Origin of the sequence: Porcipelethomonas ammoniilytica (assembly GCF_025567485.1) — a bacterium.
Lineage (GTDB): Bacteria > Bacillota > Clostridia > Oscillospirales > Ruminococcaceae > Porcipelethomonas > Porcipelethomonas ammoniilytica.
In genome coordinates this window covers 121,280-136,067 of sequence record NZ_JAOQKH010000004.1, presented here as the reverse complement: position 1 = coordinate 136,067, position 14,788 = coordinate 121,280, and the positions used below count along the sequence as shown (strand labels likewise).

Sequence of the window (14,788 nt, the reverse complement as noted above, 5' to 3'; positions counted from 1 at the left end):
AAAAGCGTCCCTTTTTCTCCGTTTTCAAAAAATCTGAGATTAAAATTACTGTAAAAGCGGTTCTGAAAGTTTAAAATTGAGTTTACGACATAAAAACTGAAAGGAAAGATGATGATTTTAAAAGACATAGTAAAAAAAATTCCCTTTTTAAGAAAAATACTAAAAAAATTATATTTAAATAACAGATCTGCGGACTATGAAAAAATTTCCAATAAGTGTACAACTGATTCAAAGCTGGTGGTTTTTGAATCGTATCAGGGCAGAAGCTATTCATGCAGTCCGAAAGCGATATATCAGTATATGTTATCGTGCCCGAAGTTCAGCGACTACTCATATGTATGGGTATTCAGGGATATTAATGCCCATGGCAGTTTTCCGCAAAATACCCGTCTTGTTAAATTTGATTCCGAAGAATCCTTTTATGCCTATGCACAAGCTGGTACATGGATCACTAATTCACGTCTCAGGGATTTTTACATTCCCAAATCCGATCAGAAATATATACAATGCTGGCACGGTACACCTTTTAAGAAAATCGGCTGTGATGTGACTGCCGCAGGAAACGCCACCTCTACAGTACAGGAAATATATGATGAGTATACGAACGAAGCAAAACGTATTTCACTATTGGTCTCACCCAGTGATTTTACCACTTCAAAGCTTATTTCCGCTTTTAATCTAAAAAGTTCAGGTAAGGAAAATTGTATAATTCAAAAAGGTTATCCAAGAAACGACGCACTTTTCAACACTGATTCAAAAACTGTTGAAAACTTAAAAAACACTCTCAATATTCCGCAAAATAAAATAGTTGTTCTCTATTGTCCTACATTCAGAGACAATCAATTCAGCGGCAGCGGATACACTCTTGAACCGGCAGTTGATTTTGATTCTTTGAAAGATAAGTGCGGCAGTGATTTTATTATACTTTTTCGTGCCCATTACTTCATTGCCAATTCTTTTGATTTTAAAAAATACAGCGGATATGTTCTTAATGTGTCCGAATACGACGATATAAACGATCTGTACCTTATAAGCGACATTCTTATAACCGATTATTCAAGCGTTTTCTTTGACTATGCAAACCTTAAAAGACCAATGCTCTTTTATCATTATGACTTGGAAGAATACAAAAATAAAATGCGTGATTTTTATTTCGGTACAGCAATGCTCCCCGGACCGGTAATACAAACTCAGGAAAAGTTGGAAAACGAACTGAATAAGATCCTTCAAGACATCAGAAAAGGCGGATCCGGACTTTTAAAATATGAAAAAGCTTTAAATGCATTCAATAAAAAATTCAATCCTCTTGAGGACGGTCATTCTGCGGAAAGAACAGTAAAAGAAATCTTTTGAATTAAAAAATTTAAAGCCTGAGATTTTAATCTCAGGCTTTGATTTTATATATACCTTAATTGTGCATACCGCAAAGCTTTAAATCAAGCATTTATAATTGCGTCTGCAAGTTTTTCCATATTTTCAATATCGGAATCTTTCATAGTTGATTTAATAGTAACGACAGGTTCAACGATTGACACATTTTTCATCTGTTCAACAACAGCTTTCATTGTTCTTGCAGCAGACGGTGCCCATGAACCGTTTTCAAGCAATCCCACAGTACGCTTCTGATAAGCCTTTGATTTCAAATGATGCAGAAAATCCTCCATACATGGGAATACGCCTGCGTCATAGCTTGCAGCTGCCAGGATCATTCTGTCATATCTGAATGCGTCTTCAATTGCCTCTGCCATATCGTCTCTTGCAAGATCGGTTATTGCTACCTTCTCCGCACCCTTTGATTCAAGTATTTCCTTAAGTTTTTTCGCCGCCTTGGCTGTATTGCCATGTATTGAAGCATACGCTATAAGTATACCTTTATCTTCCGGTTCATAACTGCTCCAGGTCATATATTTACCGATATAATATTCAAGATTTTCCTTGAGTATAGGACCGTGAAGAGGACAAATTGTTTGTATATCAAGCGCAGACGCCTTTTTCAGCAGCGCCTGAACCTGTGCGCCGTACTTTCCGACTATATTGAAATAATATCTTCTCGCTTCGCATGCCCAGTCCTCGTCAGTATCCAAAGCACCGAACTTACCGAAACCATCGGCGGAGAAAAGTATTTTTTCTGACTTTTCATATTCAACCATAACCTCAGGCCAGTGCACCATAGGCGCCATAAAGAACTGCAATGTATGGCTGCCTAAAGAAAGCTCGTCCCCTTCTTTTACAATAAGGAGCCTGTCTGCTGAAATTTCAAAAAACTGCGGAAGCATAGTCTCTGATTTTGAATTTACGACAATTTTCATTTCCGGATATTTGTCAGCCGCTTTTTTTATATTGCCGGCATGATCCGGTTCAAGATGTGAGACTATCAAATAGTCAGGTACTGCACCGTTTAACGCTTTTTCAAGATTTTCAAACCATTTGTCCGATACTCTCATATCAGCCGTATCCATAACGGCAATTTTTTCGTCAAGTATCAGATAGGAGTTATAGGAAACTCCGTTTGGTACTTCATACTGGCTTTCAAACAGGTCGATATCCTTATCGTCAACGCCTATGTAAACTATAGAATCTGAGATTTTTACATCTGCCATTTTAATTCCTCCCAATAATTGTTTTTTTAATAATATCATATATTTGCTTAAATTTCAAGACTAAAAAAATTTCTTTTTTATCATAACTGCGTTTTCTGCCTAAATAAAAGGTTTAATAAAGCTTACCCACAAGTCTGATTCCTGCTGCCTCCAACACCCTTTTACAGTTCTGAGCATCATCGTATGTATTAAAAATCCGGCAAAGAGTCTGACGCTGTTCTTTGTAATTATCCCTATGATTTATAATATCTTCAGCAAATTTAAGAAGTTCGTCACCGCTTGTTATTATATCCCCCGGCATAAAATCCACAGGATTATCAAATACAAAACCTCTTTGACTATCATATTCCGATATATCTGAAACAACAAACCCTATAGGCTTGTCAAGCAGCATATAGTCGAAATACACTGAAGAATAGTCGGTTATAAGACATTCCGAATATCGTATAACACTGTAAAAATTAATTCCCAATGAATCAAGACGCTGATCGGTTATTATTTTAATTCCTTTGTAATCATTAAAATCTTCAGCTTTGAATGAAGAAAGCGGATGGGGCTTTATAACTACTGTATATTTTCGGTTTATACACATCTGATTTAAGCTTTCAAGCTGCTCCTTTGAAAGTATATCAAATTCATCGGCACTTTTTTCTCTGAAGGTTGGAAGCCATAAAATCATTTTATTTTTTCTTTCATTAAAGCTTATAATACGGGCTTTTATTTCACGTTCCTTAACCGGCGCCTGACTGTTAAGCATATTATCCGTTCTCGGCTGACCGCATATAACAATTTCATTATCTGAACAGTTAAAGGATTTTTTCATTATATCTCGGAAAAATTCGGAAGTGCATAAAAGATGAGTAAAATAATTATAATTTACTTTTTCACAGCCTTTGACCATATTTCCAATACGCTTTAAAGGCATTCCGTGCCATAAATTAAATACCACCTGACCAGGCGCAGGCTTTATAGGATATTTACCGAAACAGTAAAAACAGTATTTGCACCTGAAAAAGCTGAATACTCCTTTTAAATTGCTGACAAATTTAATATTAGGTATATTTAAATTTTGATATGTTTTTTCATATTCTTCATAGTTATTTAAGCTCACCGTTATTCGGAACTCACTGTTATATTTATTTTCTATCAAATAATCAAAAATAGCTTTTATATTATCCCTGAATCCCAAGTTTGAATAAATAAAGATACTTTCTTTATCCTTTTTTATAAGACGGTTAATAATATCTAAAAAACGCCATACTTTTCTTGGTATTTTTTGCAATAAACTCATTTTTCATCTCCTTTAATATTTTTCTTTCTGAGTAATCCGGAATAAAAAGTCATTCTGAGTTTGTTGGGTATAAGACCTATGATAATATGTCCGCAGCAGCAAATCAAAAAATCGGATAACGTACAGAATTTTCCGGAATACATTAACTTTCTGAATCTCAGAGCGTCGGCGGTATATTTAAGTCCTCCCCTTCTCAGATACATTTCCCTGCCGCTTCTCATATAAAGCACCGGCTTTTGTATATTATAGCCGGTACAGCCGTTTGAAAGCATACGAAGCCACAGATAATAGTCTTCAAAACCAGGACAATCAAGATAACCTCCTGCCATATAAACCTGATGCTTGCGAAAGCATGTACACGGATGATTAAAAGGATTGCGCCGCTTTGAATATTCTCTTATAAGACCGTCTGTCTCCGGCAGATTTTTTTCATTTATTATATTGTCTGTAGTACCGGTAAACTCCAATAAATTCCCGCTGACTATATCTGCGCTTTTTTTTATAAACGCTTCAAGCTGAAGCTCCATTCTTTCAGGTACTGCAATATCATCACTGTCCATTCTTGCAACAATGTCGTTTTTACAGTATTTAAGACCGTTATTGAGAGCGTTTCCAAGTCCCATAGGAGTTTCATTGTATATTACGTTCAGTATTGAATATTTTTTTCTGAGAGAATCTATTTCCTCATATAATTCATTAGTCAGAAGTCCGTCGCAGTAAAGGACAAAATCCTCCGGAGGAATCGTCTGATTTACCATACTTTCAACGCTTAAACGAAGATTTTCAGGTTTTTCTTTTATATATACAGACATTAATACGGAATATTTACTCATCGCTTGCTCCTACTTTATTCTTTCTTTTTCTTTAGTCGGCTAAAAAATTTAAAACTACGTATAAAAGATATGTTTCCGCTTTTTCAATAGCAGAGACAATAATTAAATAAAGTATACATCTTAAATCAGCTTATGTCAATATTTTCATATAATAAAAAAAGACTAAAAGGGGTTTATTTTTATGTGAAAAAGTAGTATAATAAAATGGATTGATTTTCATAAAAGGAAAGGAGAAGCTTTTTTATTATGAAACCTTACTTAAAAAGAGCCTGGGCTGAAATAAGTCTGGGGACGCTGGAATCGAACATAGAAAAAATCAAATCCATTCTCAGTGACAATACGCAGATAATGGCGGTAATAAAAGCCGACGCTTACGGTCACGGAGAGGACGATATCCTGAAAAAGCTTTGTGAATGCGGAATAAAATATTTTGCGGTTTCAAATCTGGACGAAGCTTTGAGCGTCAGGAAACATTGTCCCGACGGTGAAATACTTATTTTAGGCTACACTCCTCCGGAGTATGCCGCAGAGCTTGAACAAAATAATATTTTACAGGGCGTCGTCTCCCTTGAGTATGCAAAAGAGCTTGCTGCCGCCGCACATAACAAAGTAAGATGCCATATAAAAATAGATACGGGCATGGGTCGGATAGGATTAAAATATTCCGAACCTGAAAAGTGTGCAGATGAGGCTGAAAAAATAATTGCACTTGAAAAAATCAGCGCCGAAGGACTGTATACTCATTTTGCCGTTGCTGATTGTCCTGACGATGAGGAAAGTGTTGAATATACAAAAAATCAGTCGGATTTTATTTTAAACGTTTATGATATTCTCTGTAACAGAGGAATAAAGCTTGAGCATCTGCATTTTTTAAACAGCGCCGGAGCATGCTATCATAATAATCCCCGAAGTACTCTTGCAAGGGCAGGAATTATTATGTACGGACTTTATCCTAACTATCCGGTAAAGCTTCCCATAAAAGTCGAACCGGTAATGTCGCTTAAAGCTGTGGTTTCGCAGGTTAAAAAGCTGAATAACGGCGACAGCGTAAGCTACGGCAGAACATACCGTGCCGACGGAGACAACATTACCGCCGCTACCGTAACAGTTGGCTATGCCGACGGCTATTCAAGACTTTTGTCCGGAAAAGCAGACGTACTGGTTAAAGGAAAACGCTGTCCTATAATCGGAAGAATATGCATGGATCAGCTTGTACTGGACGTTTCCGGTGCAGGAGATGTAAAAGAGGGAGAGATAGTGACCCTCATTGGCAAAGACGGAAACGAAGAAATTACCGCAGATGAACTAGCTTCACTTTACGGTACTATCGGATATGAGGTAGTATGCGGGATCTCTAAAAGAGTACCCAGAATATATGTGGATTAAACGCTTTGAAAAGCCTATGCAAACTATTAAGCTTTACAAAAGCTTAATCAAACATATTTGGTTCATTTCTTGTCTCGTGACTGATGCCGAACCAAAGAAACACGTTCCGCTTTCTTTTCATCTGAAAATAAAGCTCGCAAAGAAAAAATTTTATACATCATTTTGATAATGAACTAATAGGACTCCATCTAAAAGGCAAGACTTCACATTTAGAATTCACTCCCAATTAAGATGGGTGCAGCTAAAAGATTTCTCAGGGTTGCCCTTTGATATGATGGGTTTTTAATATATTTGATATAATTTTTATCAAGCTTTTTATATAAAAGCTTGAGAGGAGGAAATAAACTTTGACAGAATTAGAAAAAGAAATAAACAGACGGCGTACATTCGCCATCATCTCCCACCCGGACGCAGGTAAAACTACCCTTACCGAAAAGCTTCTCCTGTACGGAGGCGCAATAAATCAGGCAGGTGCGGTAAAAGGCAAAAAATCAGACCGCCATGCTGTGTCCGACTGGATGGAAATTGAAAAGCAAAGAGGTATTTCCGTTACATCGTCCGTTTTGCAGTTTAAGTACAAAGACTTCTGTATCAACATTCTCGATACTCCCGGACATCAGGATTTCTCCGAGGATACTTACCGTACTCTTATGGCAGCAGATTCTGCCGTAATGGTAATAGACGCTTCAAAGGGTGTTGAAAATCAGACCAGAAAGCTTTTTAAAGTCTGTGTAATGAGAAATATTCCTATTTTTACCTTTATTAATAAAATGGATCGTGAATCACGTAATCCCTTTGATCTCCTTGAACAGATCGAGGACGAGTTGGGTATCAAAACCTACCCTGTCAACTGGCCTATCGGTTCGGGCAAGGATTTTAAAGGCGTATATGACCGTGCTTCAAAGCACATTGTCAGTTTTTCCGCCAACGGAAACAGCAAGCAGGCAGATGCAGTTGAAGTTGACTTAAATGACAGCTCTCTTGACGCTCTTATAGGTGCAGAACACCGTGAAACTCTCCTTGAGGACATTGAGCTGCTAGACGGTGCCAGCGAGGAATTCGACATGGAACAGGTGAGAAAAGGTAAGCTTTCCCCCGTATTTTTCGGCTCTGCTCTTACTAATTTCGGCGTTGAACCGTTCCTTGAAAGCTTCCTTGAAATGACTACTCCGCCTCTGCCCAGACCGTGCGTTGAGGGTGAATGCAGTCCCTTTGACGAGGACTTTTCCGCTTTCGTATTTAAAATTCAGGCGAACATGAACAAGGCGCACAGGGACAGAGTAACCTTTATGAGGATATGCTCCGGAAAATTTGAAAGAGACATGGAGGTTATGCACGTTCAGGGTAACAAGAAAATGCGTCTTTCACAGCCCCAGCAGATGATGGCTCAGGAAAGGGAAATTATTGACAGCGCTTATGCAGGAGATATTATCGGTGTTTTTGACCCGGGCATTTTCTCTATCGGCGATACAGTTTGCTCTCCCAAGAAAAAGGTTACCTTTGAGGGTATTCCCACATTCGCCCCCGAACACTTCGCAAGAGTACGCCAAAAAGACACTCTCAAAAGAAAGCAATTTGTTAAGGGTACTGAACAAATTGCCCAAGAGGGTGCTATTCAAATCTTCAAAGAACCTTTTACCGGTATGGAAGAGGTTATTGTGGGCGTTGTAGGCGTTTTGCAGTTTGAGGTTTTTGAGTACCGTATGAAAAATGAGTACAATGTTGAAATTATCAGAGAACCTCTGCCGTACTCCTATATAAGATGGATCGACAAAACTCCCGTTGAACCTAAAGACCTTGTTATAAGTTCCGATACCAAAGTAGTTCAAGACTTTAAAGACAATTTCCTGCTGCTGTTCTCCAGTGAGTGGAATATCAACTGGGCGCTTGATAAAAATGAGGGTCTGGAGCTTTCGGACTTTAATAAATAAACCGGCTTTAAGCCGGTTTTTTCTTTTAAAAAAACAGAAACAAAATCTTTGTTCATTTCTTGTTTCGTAAATTCTACGCTTTGTAAAAGCGCAAGCAAAACATATTTGTCATTTTCTTTGATTGCCCAAAGAAAATAACGAAAAGAAATGCCCTTCTTTCTTTGTTCACACAAAAGAAGAAAGCAAAGAAACAAGTTTCTTTAAAACTTCCTTTTTTTAACTTTCTTGTTTCGCAACAAGAAAGTAACAAAGAAATGCGCCCACTCAAACGCCGTGGGCGGCTTGCGGCACATAAAGTGCCGAATTTTATCCGTCATACAGTTTCTGAACTAATTGGTCTCCCCGTAAAAGGCAAGACGTGACATCTAAAATTCACGCCCATGTTAGATGAGTGCAGTTAAGCGGAGAACGCAAGTGGCAAAAACGTCTCAGTACAGTTTTGGGAGAGTACCTTGCGTGATTTTTCACTATCAATTATGCAGTCGTTACATTTTTTGCTTCTTTTTTCGTGTGAACAAAAAAGAAGTGTGTTTCTTTGGTTCGTTTCTTGTCACGAGACAAGAAATGAACAAGAAAAAATTTTATTTTAGTTTATTTTTTATGTGAATCGGGATTATCGGTTCTTCCTAGCAGATAATCAGTAGAACAATCTAGATAATCGGCAATTTTAGCAAAACTTATACAAGATAATTGTTTACCTTTTGAAAATTCAGAAATAGTGTTTATTCCTAAATCGCAGTCAGATAACATACACTTCAAAGTTATATTTTTAGCTTTAGCACGATTTTTAATTCTTTCTGCTATTTCTTGTGTAATATACATAAAACAACTCCCTAATATTTGTGAATCTGTACAAAACTCACATGATTGCGTGACAAATTGTTGACACTCACACGATTGCGTGATATAATATGATTAAGCTTTTAAAGCAACTTATTAAATTTTTAACGATTGGAGATAATAAGAATGAAAATTGAATGTGATACTTATGATTTTGCAGAACGTCTTACTGATTTAAGAATTCAAAAAGGCGTTTCAGCAAGGGATATGAGCTTATCTATGGGACAAACTTCAAGCTATATCAATAACATAGAAAACAAAAGCAATTTGCCTTCAATGAAAGCTTTTTTCTGCATATGCGAATATTTAGAAATTACGCCTTTGGATTTTTTTAATTATGATGATGAATCTCCATTGATTTCTAACGAACTTATTAAAGAAATACGAATGCTTAACACTAGTCAAACAAATTTAATCTACAAAATCCTTAAGGAAATAAATGGTACTACTTAACTGCCTGTCGAGCCTTATTTAAATTATAGCATTTTTTTGATTGATTCGTCAATAATTTATTGTTCATTTTTTGTTTTGTTATTAATTCCGAACCAAAGAAACAAGTTCTTTAAAACTTCCTTTTTTTAACTTTCTTGTCTCGTACATTCTACGCTTTGTAAAAGCGTAGGTAAAAAACATTTGTCATTTTCTTTGATTGCCCAAAGAAAATAACGAAAAGAAATGCCCTTCTTTCTTTTTTCACACAAAGAAAAGAAGCAAAGAAAGGTAACGACTGCGTAGCCCTTTTAAACTATCACGCAAGGTACTCTCCCAAAACTGTGTTGAGACATATCTGCTACTTGCGTTCTCCACTTAACTGCACCCATCTTACTTGGGCGTGAATTTTAGATTTTACGTCTTGCCTTTTATGGGGAGACCTATTAGTTCAGTAACTGTATGACGGATAAAGTTTTTCTTTGTTTTACTTTCTTTCACATGAAAGAAAGTAAAATACGTGTTTCTTTGGTTCATTTCTTGTCACGAGACAAGAAATGAACAAGAAAAAAGATTTATTTTATTTTATTTTTTATGTAAATTAGGATCATCTGTTCTGCCTAAAAGATAATCCACAGAGCAATCTAAATAATCGGCGATTTTAGCTAAATTGTTTGCATGAAGCCACGAACCACGAGATTTCATTGACCAAAGGGCATTTTTATTTATCTCACATGCATTTAACATATCAGAAATTTTAAGATTTTTTTGTTTTGCTACAAGTTTTATGCGTTCTACGGTTTTGTTTGTATTGTACATAAACTAACCACCTGTTTTTGTATAAACTTACAAATTTCCAACAATTGTGGAAATTTGTATTGACTTACCACAATTGTGGGTGTATAATATAATTAAGCTATTGAAAAGGTCTAAAACAATTTATACATATAATCACCCAACTTGAATTATAACATTATTTGTTTTAGTTCGTCAATAGCTGAATTTTTAAGAGAATGGAGTTTTATATAATGAGTGAAAATGATTTTATCGACCGTCTTGCGGAATTAAGATATTTGCGGGAAGTATCTTCAAGAAGAATGAGTTTATCTCTCGGACACGAACCCGACTACATTTATTCTATTGAATACGGTAGTTACTTGCCTACTATGAAAGAATTTTTTGAAATTTGTGATTATCTAGACGTAACTCCCATGGAATTTTTTGACTATCACGATATTTTTGCACAGGAACATAATGAATTAATGAAAGAACACACTAAAACAAAATTGGAAAATACAGAAATAGTAAATTCTTTAAACGAACTTAAAAATGCTATTACCGATATTAAAAAGGAAATCAACGATTACAAGGCAACAGAACAATAAGAAATGTAACTTTGCGAGTTTTTATAAAGCGTTTCAAGTTGATGAAATTCGGCATAAAAGTTTTTTGCTTACTTTTTTTCAAAATTTTTTTCTTTTATTCCCTGCAAAATTAACTTTGCGAGTCTTTAAAAACGGTTTTAAGTTGCTTTTGCTCGGCATGAAAGTTTTCGCCCAGCCTTTTTCAAAAGGCTGGTTCAACAGAAATAATATAATAATACACCGGTTGACCGCCGTTTACAAGCATGATCTCAATCTTTGAACCGAGCTTTGCTTCTAAAGACTCTATAAGACTTTCAGCCTGTTCCTCTGTTACGTCTGCGCCGTAAATAACGGTAATATAAGAAGTATCGCTTTTGGTCATTTTCTTTGCAAGCTTATAAGCCGCCTTATTTACGTCCTTTTCGGCAAATTGAAGCTTACCGTTATTAAAAGCCATTATTTCGCCTTTTTTGATATTGTGTCCCTCATACTCGGAATCTCTTGCGGCAAAAGTTACCTGTCCTGTAGACACTCTTTCAATAGCTTTTATCATTTCCATACGGTTATCAGTAAAAGTATTGCTTTCATCAAACGCCATAAGGGCAGAGATTCCCTGCGGAATAGTTCTTGTTGGCAGTACGCAGACGTTTCTGTCAGCTAAATTAACAGCCTGTTCAGCCGCCATAATTATATTTTTATTGTTTGGAAGTACAAAAACAGTTCTTGCGGGTGTTGCATGAATTGCTTTAAGAATATCGTCCGTTGACGGATTCATCGTCTGACCGCCTTTTATAATACAGTCCGCACCCAGATCCTTAAACATTTCTTCAAGACCGTGTCCTGCGGCAACTGCAACGAAACCGAAGTCCTTTTCCGGACGGATAGGTACAAACTCCTGGCGGTTAGTAATTTTTTCGTCCTTTACACGCATTTCATGCTGAATTTTCATATTTTCAATTTTTGGCTTGGGATCGTTTACAAATCTTCCAAATTCAAGAGCTTTTTGTATTGCAAGTCCGGGATTGTCAGTATGGACATGAACCTTAATAATTTCATCATCTTCAACTACCACAACGCAGTCGCCTATAGTTTCAAGATACGCTCTGAGCATAAAAGCGTCTTTGCAACCGGTTTTTTTCTCAATAATGTATTCCGTACAGTAGGAATACTTGATTTCTTCTTCATTTTCCGCAGAATTATCTGTAACCTCAAAGGTTCTTGCTACCGGTTTTTTGTCAGATTTCTTTGCAATACCGTTTCCGCTGAAAACGTCAAGCATTGCCCTGTAAATTATAACGAGTCCCTGACCTCCTGCGTCCACAACTCCGGCTTTCTTCAGTACCGGAAGCTGTTCGGGAGTTCTTTCCAAAGCCTCCTGTGCGGCAATGCATATTTCATTCCAGAAAGATTGTATGCTTCCTGAATATTCGGCTATTTCTCCTGCTCTTTCCGCCGCTTTGCGTGCTACAGTCAGAACGGTACCCTCAGTAGGGTTCATTACCGATTTATATGCCGCTTCAACTCCGATTTCCATAGCCTTCGCAATATGTATGCAGTCGGCTGTTTCAAGTCCCGCAAATCCTTTGGAAAATCCTCTGAAAAGCAGTGACAGAATCACTCCTGAATTTCCACGGGCACCTCTTAAAAGTGCTGAAGCAGCAATATCCGCTGCCTGTGATACTGTTATATTATCGTCCGCAAGTTCAAGCTCTCTTGCTGCCGCCGACATTGTCATTGACATATTTGTACCTGTATCGCCGTCCGGCACAGGATAAACATTAAGCTCGTCAACTCTGCGTCTGTTATTTTCTATACTGATTCCCGCTGAAATCAGACTGTCTCTGAATAATTTTCCCTTTAACACTGTTTCGTTTCCTTTCTTTAATTTTTAATACCGTCTATATAGACGTTAACTGCCTGTACAGTTACTCCTGCGTATTCATTTAAGGCAAAAGACACCTTATTTTTTACACTTTTTACTACGGCTGAAATATTTGTTCCGTATGTTACGCATATATGCAGATTAACAATCAGTTCATTATTTTTTTCAGTAATTAATGTACCGATACCCTTTGTTTTTCTGCCCAGAATATCGCTTAATATAAATTCTCTGAAAGAACAGCTTTTCATTCCTGCAACTCCAAAGCATCTTGAAACGGTACGGCATACAAGATCTTTAAGATAAGCGTCTGACATAATGATTTTGCCCATATAATTTTCGTTATTTATCATTTCCTTATCTCCTTGAACATATTTATTTAATTATATCATAACCAAAAATTTATTACAACCCCTTACTTTTTTGAAAAAAAGTAAGCAAAAAACTTTTATACCGATTTTTATTAACTTGATTTTGTTTTTAAAGACTCGCAAAGTTATTTTTGCAAATAATTAAAGGGAAAATTTGAAAAAAAGTAAGCAAAAAACTTTTATACCTTCCGCTTTTGAAAAAGCGGAACCAAAACTTTTATACCGGATTTCCTCAACTTGAAACATATTCTAAAGACTCGCAAAGTTACTTTCGCAAATAATTAAAGAGAAAATTTGAAAAAAAGTAAGCAAAAAACTTTTATACCTTCCGCTTTTGAAAAAGCGGAACCAAAACTTTTATACCGGATTTCCTCAACTTGAAACATATTCTAAAGACTCGCAAAGTTACTTTCGCAAATAATTAAAGAGAAAATTTGAAAAAAAGTAAGCAAAAAAACTCTTATACTTTTCGCTTTTGAAAAAGCGAAACCAAAACTTTTATATCGGATTTCCTCAACTTGAAACACATTCTAAAGACTCGCAAAGTTACTTTTGCAAATTAAAAAAAAGGAAAATTTTAAATACATCTTTTTGTTGCGCAATAAAAATAAAAAGCCGGAAAGGAAAAACCCTCCGACCTTTACAATTCATATTTACAAATTATCTCTGCTCACAAATAAGTTTAATTGCAGTTCTTTCTTCGCCGTCAATCTGAATATTAGCAAAAGCCGGTATACAGATTAAATCCACACCGATAGGCGCCAGATAACCTCTTGCAATAGCAATAGATTTGATAGCCTGATTTGCAGCGCCTGCACCCACAGCCTGAACCTCTACAGCTCTTTGCTCACGGATAACACCGGCAATTGCTCCGGCTACTGAATTTGGGGAAGAATGTGATGAAACTTTTAAAATTTCCATTGTACTGACCTCCATTAAATTAAATATTTGATTAAATTAGTTGATTGTTCTAATTTTTACTGTATGTTATTATTATACAACACAAAAAAAATAATTGCAATAGTTTTACAAAAATATTATTTATTATCTATTAATTATACGCTTGATTTTTGTGCATTTTCCCGATTTTTCGTCAAAAGAAATTACAACTCCGTTAATAAAACATGCAGTCTGAGCCTCAGTAAACCTTACAGGATATTTAAATCGCTGTTTATCCACCGCAGCCTCTATGCTTACTCCCAGTACGGAAAGTTCAGGACCGGTCATTCCCGCATCGGTTATATATCCGGTATGATTCTTCAAAATTATTTCGTCAGCGGTCTGCACATGAGTATGAGTACCCAATACAGCCGTAACCCTACCTGCAAGAAAATGTCCCATAGCCTTTTTTTCAGCGGTAGCTTCAGCATGAAAATCCACAAAAATATTAGGGGTTTTTAAACTGTCCAGTAAATTTTCCATAACGGTAAAAGGATTATCCAACGGTTCCATATAAACAGTACCCATAAGATTTACGACCGCTGCACTAAAACAACCGCAGTCGATCAGACAGTACCCTTTTCCGGGACAGCCATCAGGAAAATTAATCGGTCTGATTATATTATCATCATCGTAAATACCGATCGAATCACGGCGTTTAAAGCAGTGATTTCCCGTTGTAATAACATCAGCGCCCATTTTAAGGAGCATATCTGCGGAATATCTGGTAATACCGTTTCCCTGAGCGGAATTTTCTCCGTTTATTACAGTTATATCAATATCATTTTCTTTTTTTATACCGTAAATTTTTTCCGACAGAAAATCACATCCGCTTTTTCCGACAACGTCTCCTATAAACAAAAGATTTTTCATTTTTCACCTTCTAATTATACTTACTTTATTATATCAGCATAGTTGTCAAGTG

At 36.4% G+C, this 14,788-nt stretch carries 14 protein-coding genes; 5 read left to right on the top strand and 9 right to left on the bottom strand.

Features of this window, described 5'->3' with window-relative positions:
- Positions 1 to 111: 111 nt before the first annotated feature.
- Complete coding sequence (locus OCV67_RS04815) at positions 112 to 1,353, top strand: CDP-glycerol glycerophosphotransferase family protein (RefSeq protein WP_178085004.1); 1,242 nt, start codon at positions 112 to 114, stop codon at positions 1,351 to 1,353.
- A gap of 83 nt (positions 1,354 to 1,436) precedes the next feature.
- On the opposite strand, the gene OCV67_RS04810 is transcribed toward OCV67_RS04815, so the two are convergent.
- The 3 genes from OCV67_RS04810 to OCV67_RS04800 form a co-directional block, all read right to left on the bottom strand.
- Positions 1,437 to 2,600: an FprA family A-type flavoprotein gene (locus OCV67_RS04810; RefSeq protein WP_147642793.1), complete on the bottom strand. Its 1,164-nt coding sequence runs from the start codon at positions 2,598 to 2,600 to the stop codon at positions 1,437 to 1,439.
- Positions 2,601 to 2,712: 112 nt separating this feature from the next.
- Positions 2,713 to 3,891, bottom strand: a complete 1,179-nt coding sequence (locus OCV67_RS04805; RefSeq protein WP_147642791.1) for a CDP-glycerol glycerophosphotransferase family protein — start codon at positions 3,889 to 3,891, stop codon at positions 2,713 to 2,715.
- Entirely contained in the window at positions 3,888 to 4,724 is an 837-nt protein-coding gene (locus tag OCV67_RS04800; RefSeq protein WP_147642790.1) for a glycosyltransferase, read from the bottom strand. The genes OCV67_RS04805 and OCV67_RS04800 overlap by 4 nt, the downstream gene beginning before the upstream one ends.
- Positions 4,725 to 4,970: 246 nt before the next feature.
- Here OCV67_RS04800 and alr point away from each other — a divergent pair, with 246 nt between their 5' ends.
- Entirely contained in the window at positions 4,971 to 6,110 is a 1,140-nt protein-coding gene (alr, locus tag OCV67_RS04795) for an alanine racemase (RefSeq protein WP_147642788.1), read from the top strand.
- Positions 6,111 to 6,457: 347 nt separating this feature from the next.
- A complete protein-coding gene (locus OCV67_RS04790; RefSeq protein WP_147642786.1) occupies positions 6,458 to 8,041 on the top strand; it encodes a peptide chain release factor 3 in 1,584 nt (527 codons plus the stop codon).
- A 591-nt stretch (positions 8,042 to 8,632) separates the two neighbouring features.
- On the opposite strand, the gene OCV67_RS04785 is transcribed toward OCV67_RS04790, so the two are convergent.
- Positions 8,633 to 8,863, bottom strand: a complete 231-nt coding sequence (locus tag OCV67_RS04785) for a helix-turn-helix domain-containing protein (protein ID WP_147642784.1) — start codon at positions 8,861 to 8,863, stop codon at positions 8,633 to 8,635.
- Between the two features lie 144 nt (positions 8,864 to 9,007).
- Here OCV67_RS04785 and OCV67_RS04780 point away from each other — a divergent pair, with 144 nt between their 5' ends.
- Positions 9,008 to 9,334: a helix-turn-helix domain-containing protein gene (locus OCV67_RS04780; RefSeq protein ID WP_147642782.1), complete on the top strand. Its 327-nt coding sequence runs from the start codon at positions 9,008 to 9,010 to the stop codon at positions 9,332 to 9,334.
- A 561-nt stretch (positions 9,335 to 9,895) separates the two neighbouring features.
- Here the strand turns inward: OCV67_RS04780 and OCV67_RS04775 are convergent.
- Positions 9,896 to 10,129 carry a helix-turn-helix domain-containing protein gene (locus OCV67_RS04775; RefSeq protein WP_147642780.1) on the bottom strand — a complete coding sequence of 78 codons (234 nt, stop codon included), beginning with the start codon at positions 10,127 to 10,129 and terminating at the stop codon, positions 9,896 to 9,898.
- Between the two features lie 209 nt (positions 10,130 to 10,338).
- On the opposite strand from OCV67_RS04775, the gene OCV67_RS04770 reads away from it, so the two are divergent.
- The gene (locus OCV67_RS04770; protein WP_147642779.1) at positions 10,339 to 10,695 is read left to right on the top strand and encodes a helix-turn-helix domain-containing protein; all 357 of its coding nucleotides are present in this window, start codon (positions 10,339 to 10,341) and stop codon (positions 10,693 to 10,695) included.
- Positions 10,696 to 10,876: 181 nt separating this feature from the next.
- Here the strand turns inward: OCV67_RS04770 and OCV67_RS04765 are convergent, their stop codons facing one another.
- The 4 genes from OCV67_RS04765 to OCV67_RS04750 all read right to left on the bottom strand — a co-directional run bounded on the left by OCV67_RS04765 (position 10,877) and on the right by OCV67_RS04750 (position 14,736).
- On the bottom strand, positions 10,877 to 12,538 hold the full coding sequence (locus OCV67_RS04765) for a DAK2 domain-containing protein (RefSeq protein ID WP_147642777.1): 1,662 nt from the start codon (positions 12,536 to 12,538) through the stop codon (positions 10,877 to 10,879).
- A 17-nt stretch (positions 12,539 to 12,555) separates the two neighbouring features.
- Positions 12,556 to 12,906, bottom strand: a complete 351-nt coding sequence (locus tag OCV67_RS04760; RefSeq protein WP_147642775.1) for an Asp23/Gls24 family envelope stress response protein — start codon at positions 12,904 to 12,906, stop codon at positions 12,556 to 12,558.
- Positions 12,907 to 13,584: 678 nt separating this feature from the next.
- The gene (locus tag OCV67_RS04755) at positions 13,585 to 13,845 is read right to left on the bottom strand and encodes a stage V sporulation protein S (RefSeq protein WP_147642773.1); all 261 of its coding nucleotides are present in this window, start codon (positions 13,843 to 13,845) and stop codon (positions 13,585 to 13,587) included.
- Positions 13,846 to 13,968: 123 nt separating this feature from the next.
- Positions 13,969 to 14,736: a TIGR00282 family metallophosphoesterase gene (locus tag OCV67_RS04750; protein ID WP_147642771.1), complete on the bottom strand. Its 768-nt coding sequence runs from the start codon at positions 14,734 to 14,736 to the stop codon at positions 13,969 to 13,971.
- Between the last annotated feature and the right edge of the window lie 52 nt (positions 14,737 to 14,788).

Excerpts from the sequence above, each read along its gene's own strand:
- OCV67_RS04750 (WP_147642771.1), bottom strand. The coding sequence starts at position 14,736 with ATGAAAAATCTTTTGTTTATAGGAGACGTTGTCGGAAAAAGCGGATGT.
- OCV67_RS04815 (WP_178085004.1), top strand. The coding sequence starts at position 112 with ATGATTTTAAAAGACATAGTAAAAAAAATTCCCTTTTTAAGAAAAATA.
- OCV67_RS04755 (WP_147642773.1), bottom strand. The coding sequence starts at position 13,845 with ATGGAAATTTTAAAAGTTTCATCACATTCTTCCCCAAATTCAGTAGCC.
- OCV67_RS04780 (WP_147642782.1), top strand. The coding sequence starts at position 9,008 with ATGAAAATTGAATGTGATACTTATGATTTTGCAGAACGTCTTACTGAT.
- OCV67_RS04770 (WP_147642779.1), top strand. The coding sequence starts at position 10,339 with ATGAGTGAAAATGATTTTATCGACCGTCTTGCGGAATTAAGATATTTG.
- OCV67_RS04810 (WP_147642793.1), bottom strand. The coding sequence starts at position 2,600 with ATGGCAGATGTAAAAATCTCAGATTCTATAGTTTACATAGGCGTTGAC.
- OCV67_RS04775 (WP_147642780.1), bottom strand. The coding sequence starts at position 10,129 with ATGTACAATACAAACAAAACCGTAGAACGCATAAAACTTGTAGCAAAA.
- OCV67_RS04800 (WP_147642790.1), bottom strand. The coding sequence starts at position 4,724 with ATGAGTAAATATTCCGTATTAATGTCTGTATATATAAAAGAAAAACCT.
- OCV67_RS04760 (WP_147642775.1), bottom strand. The coding sequence starts at position 12,906 with ATGATAAATAACGAAAATTATATGGGCAAAATCATTATGTCAGACGCT.
- OCV67_RS04805 (WP_147642791.1), bottom strand. The coding sequence starts at position 3,891 with ATGAGTTTATTGCAAAAAATACCAAGAAAAGTATGGCGTTTTTTAGAT.
- alr (WP_147642788.1), top strand. The coding sequence starts at position 4,971 with ATGAAACCTTACTTAAAAAGAGCCTGGGCTGAAATAAGTCTGGGGACG.
- OCV67_RS04785 (WP_147642784.1), bottom strand. The coding sequence starts at position 8,863 with ATGTATATTACACAAGAAATAGCAGAAAGAATTAAAAATCGTGCTAAA.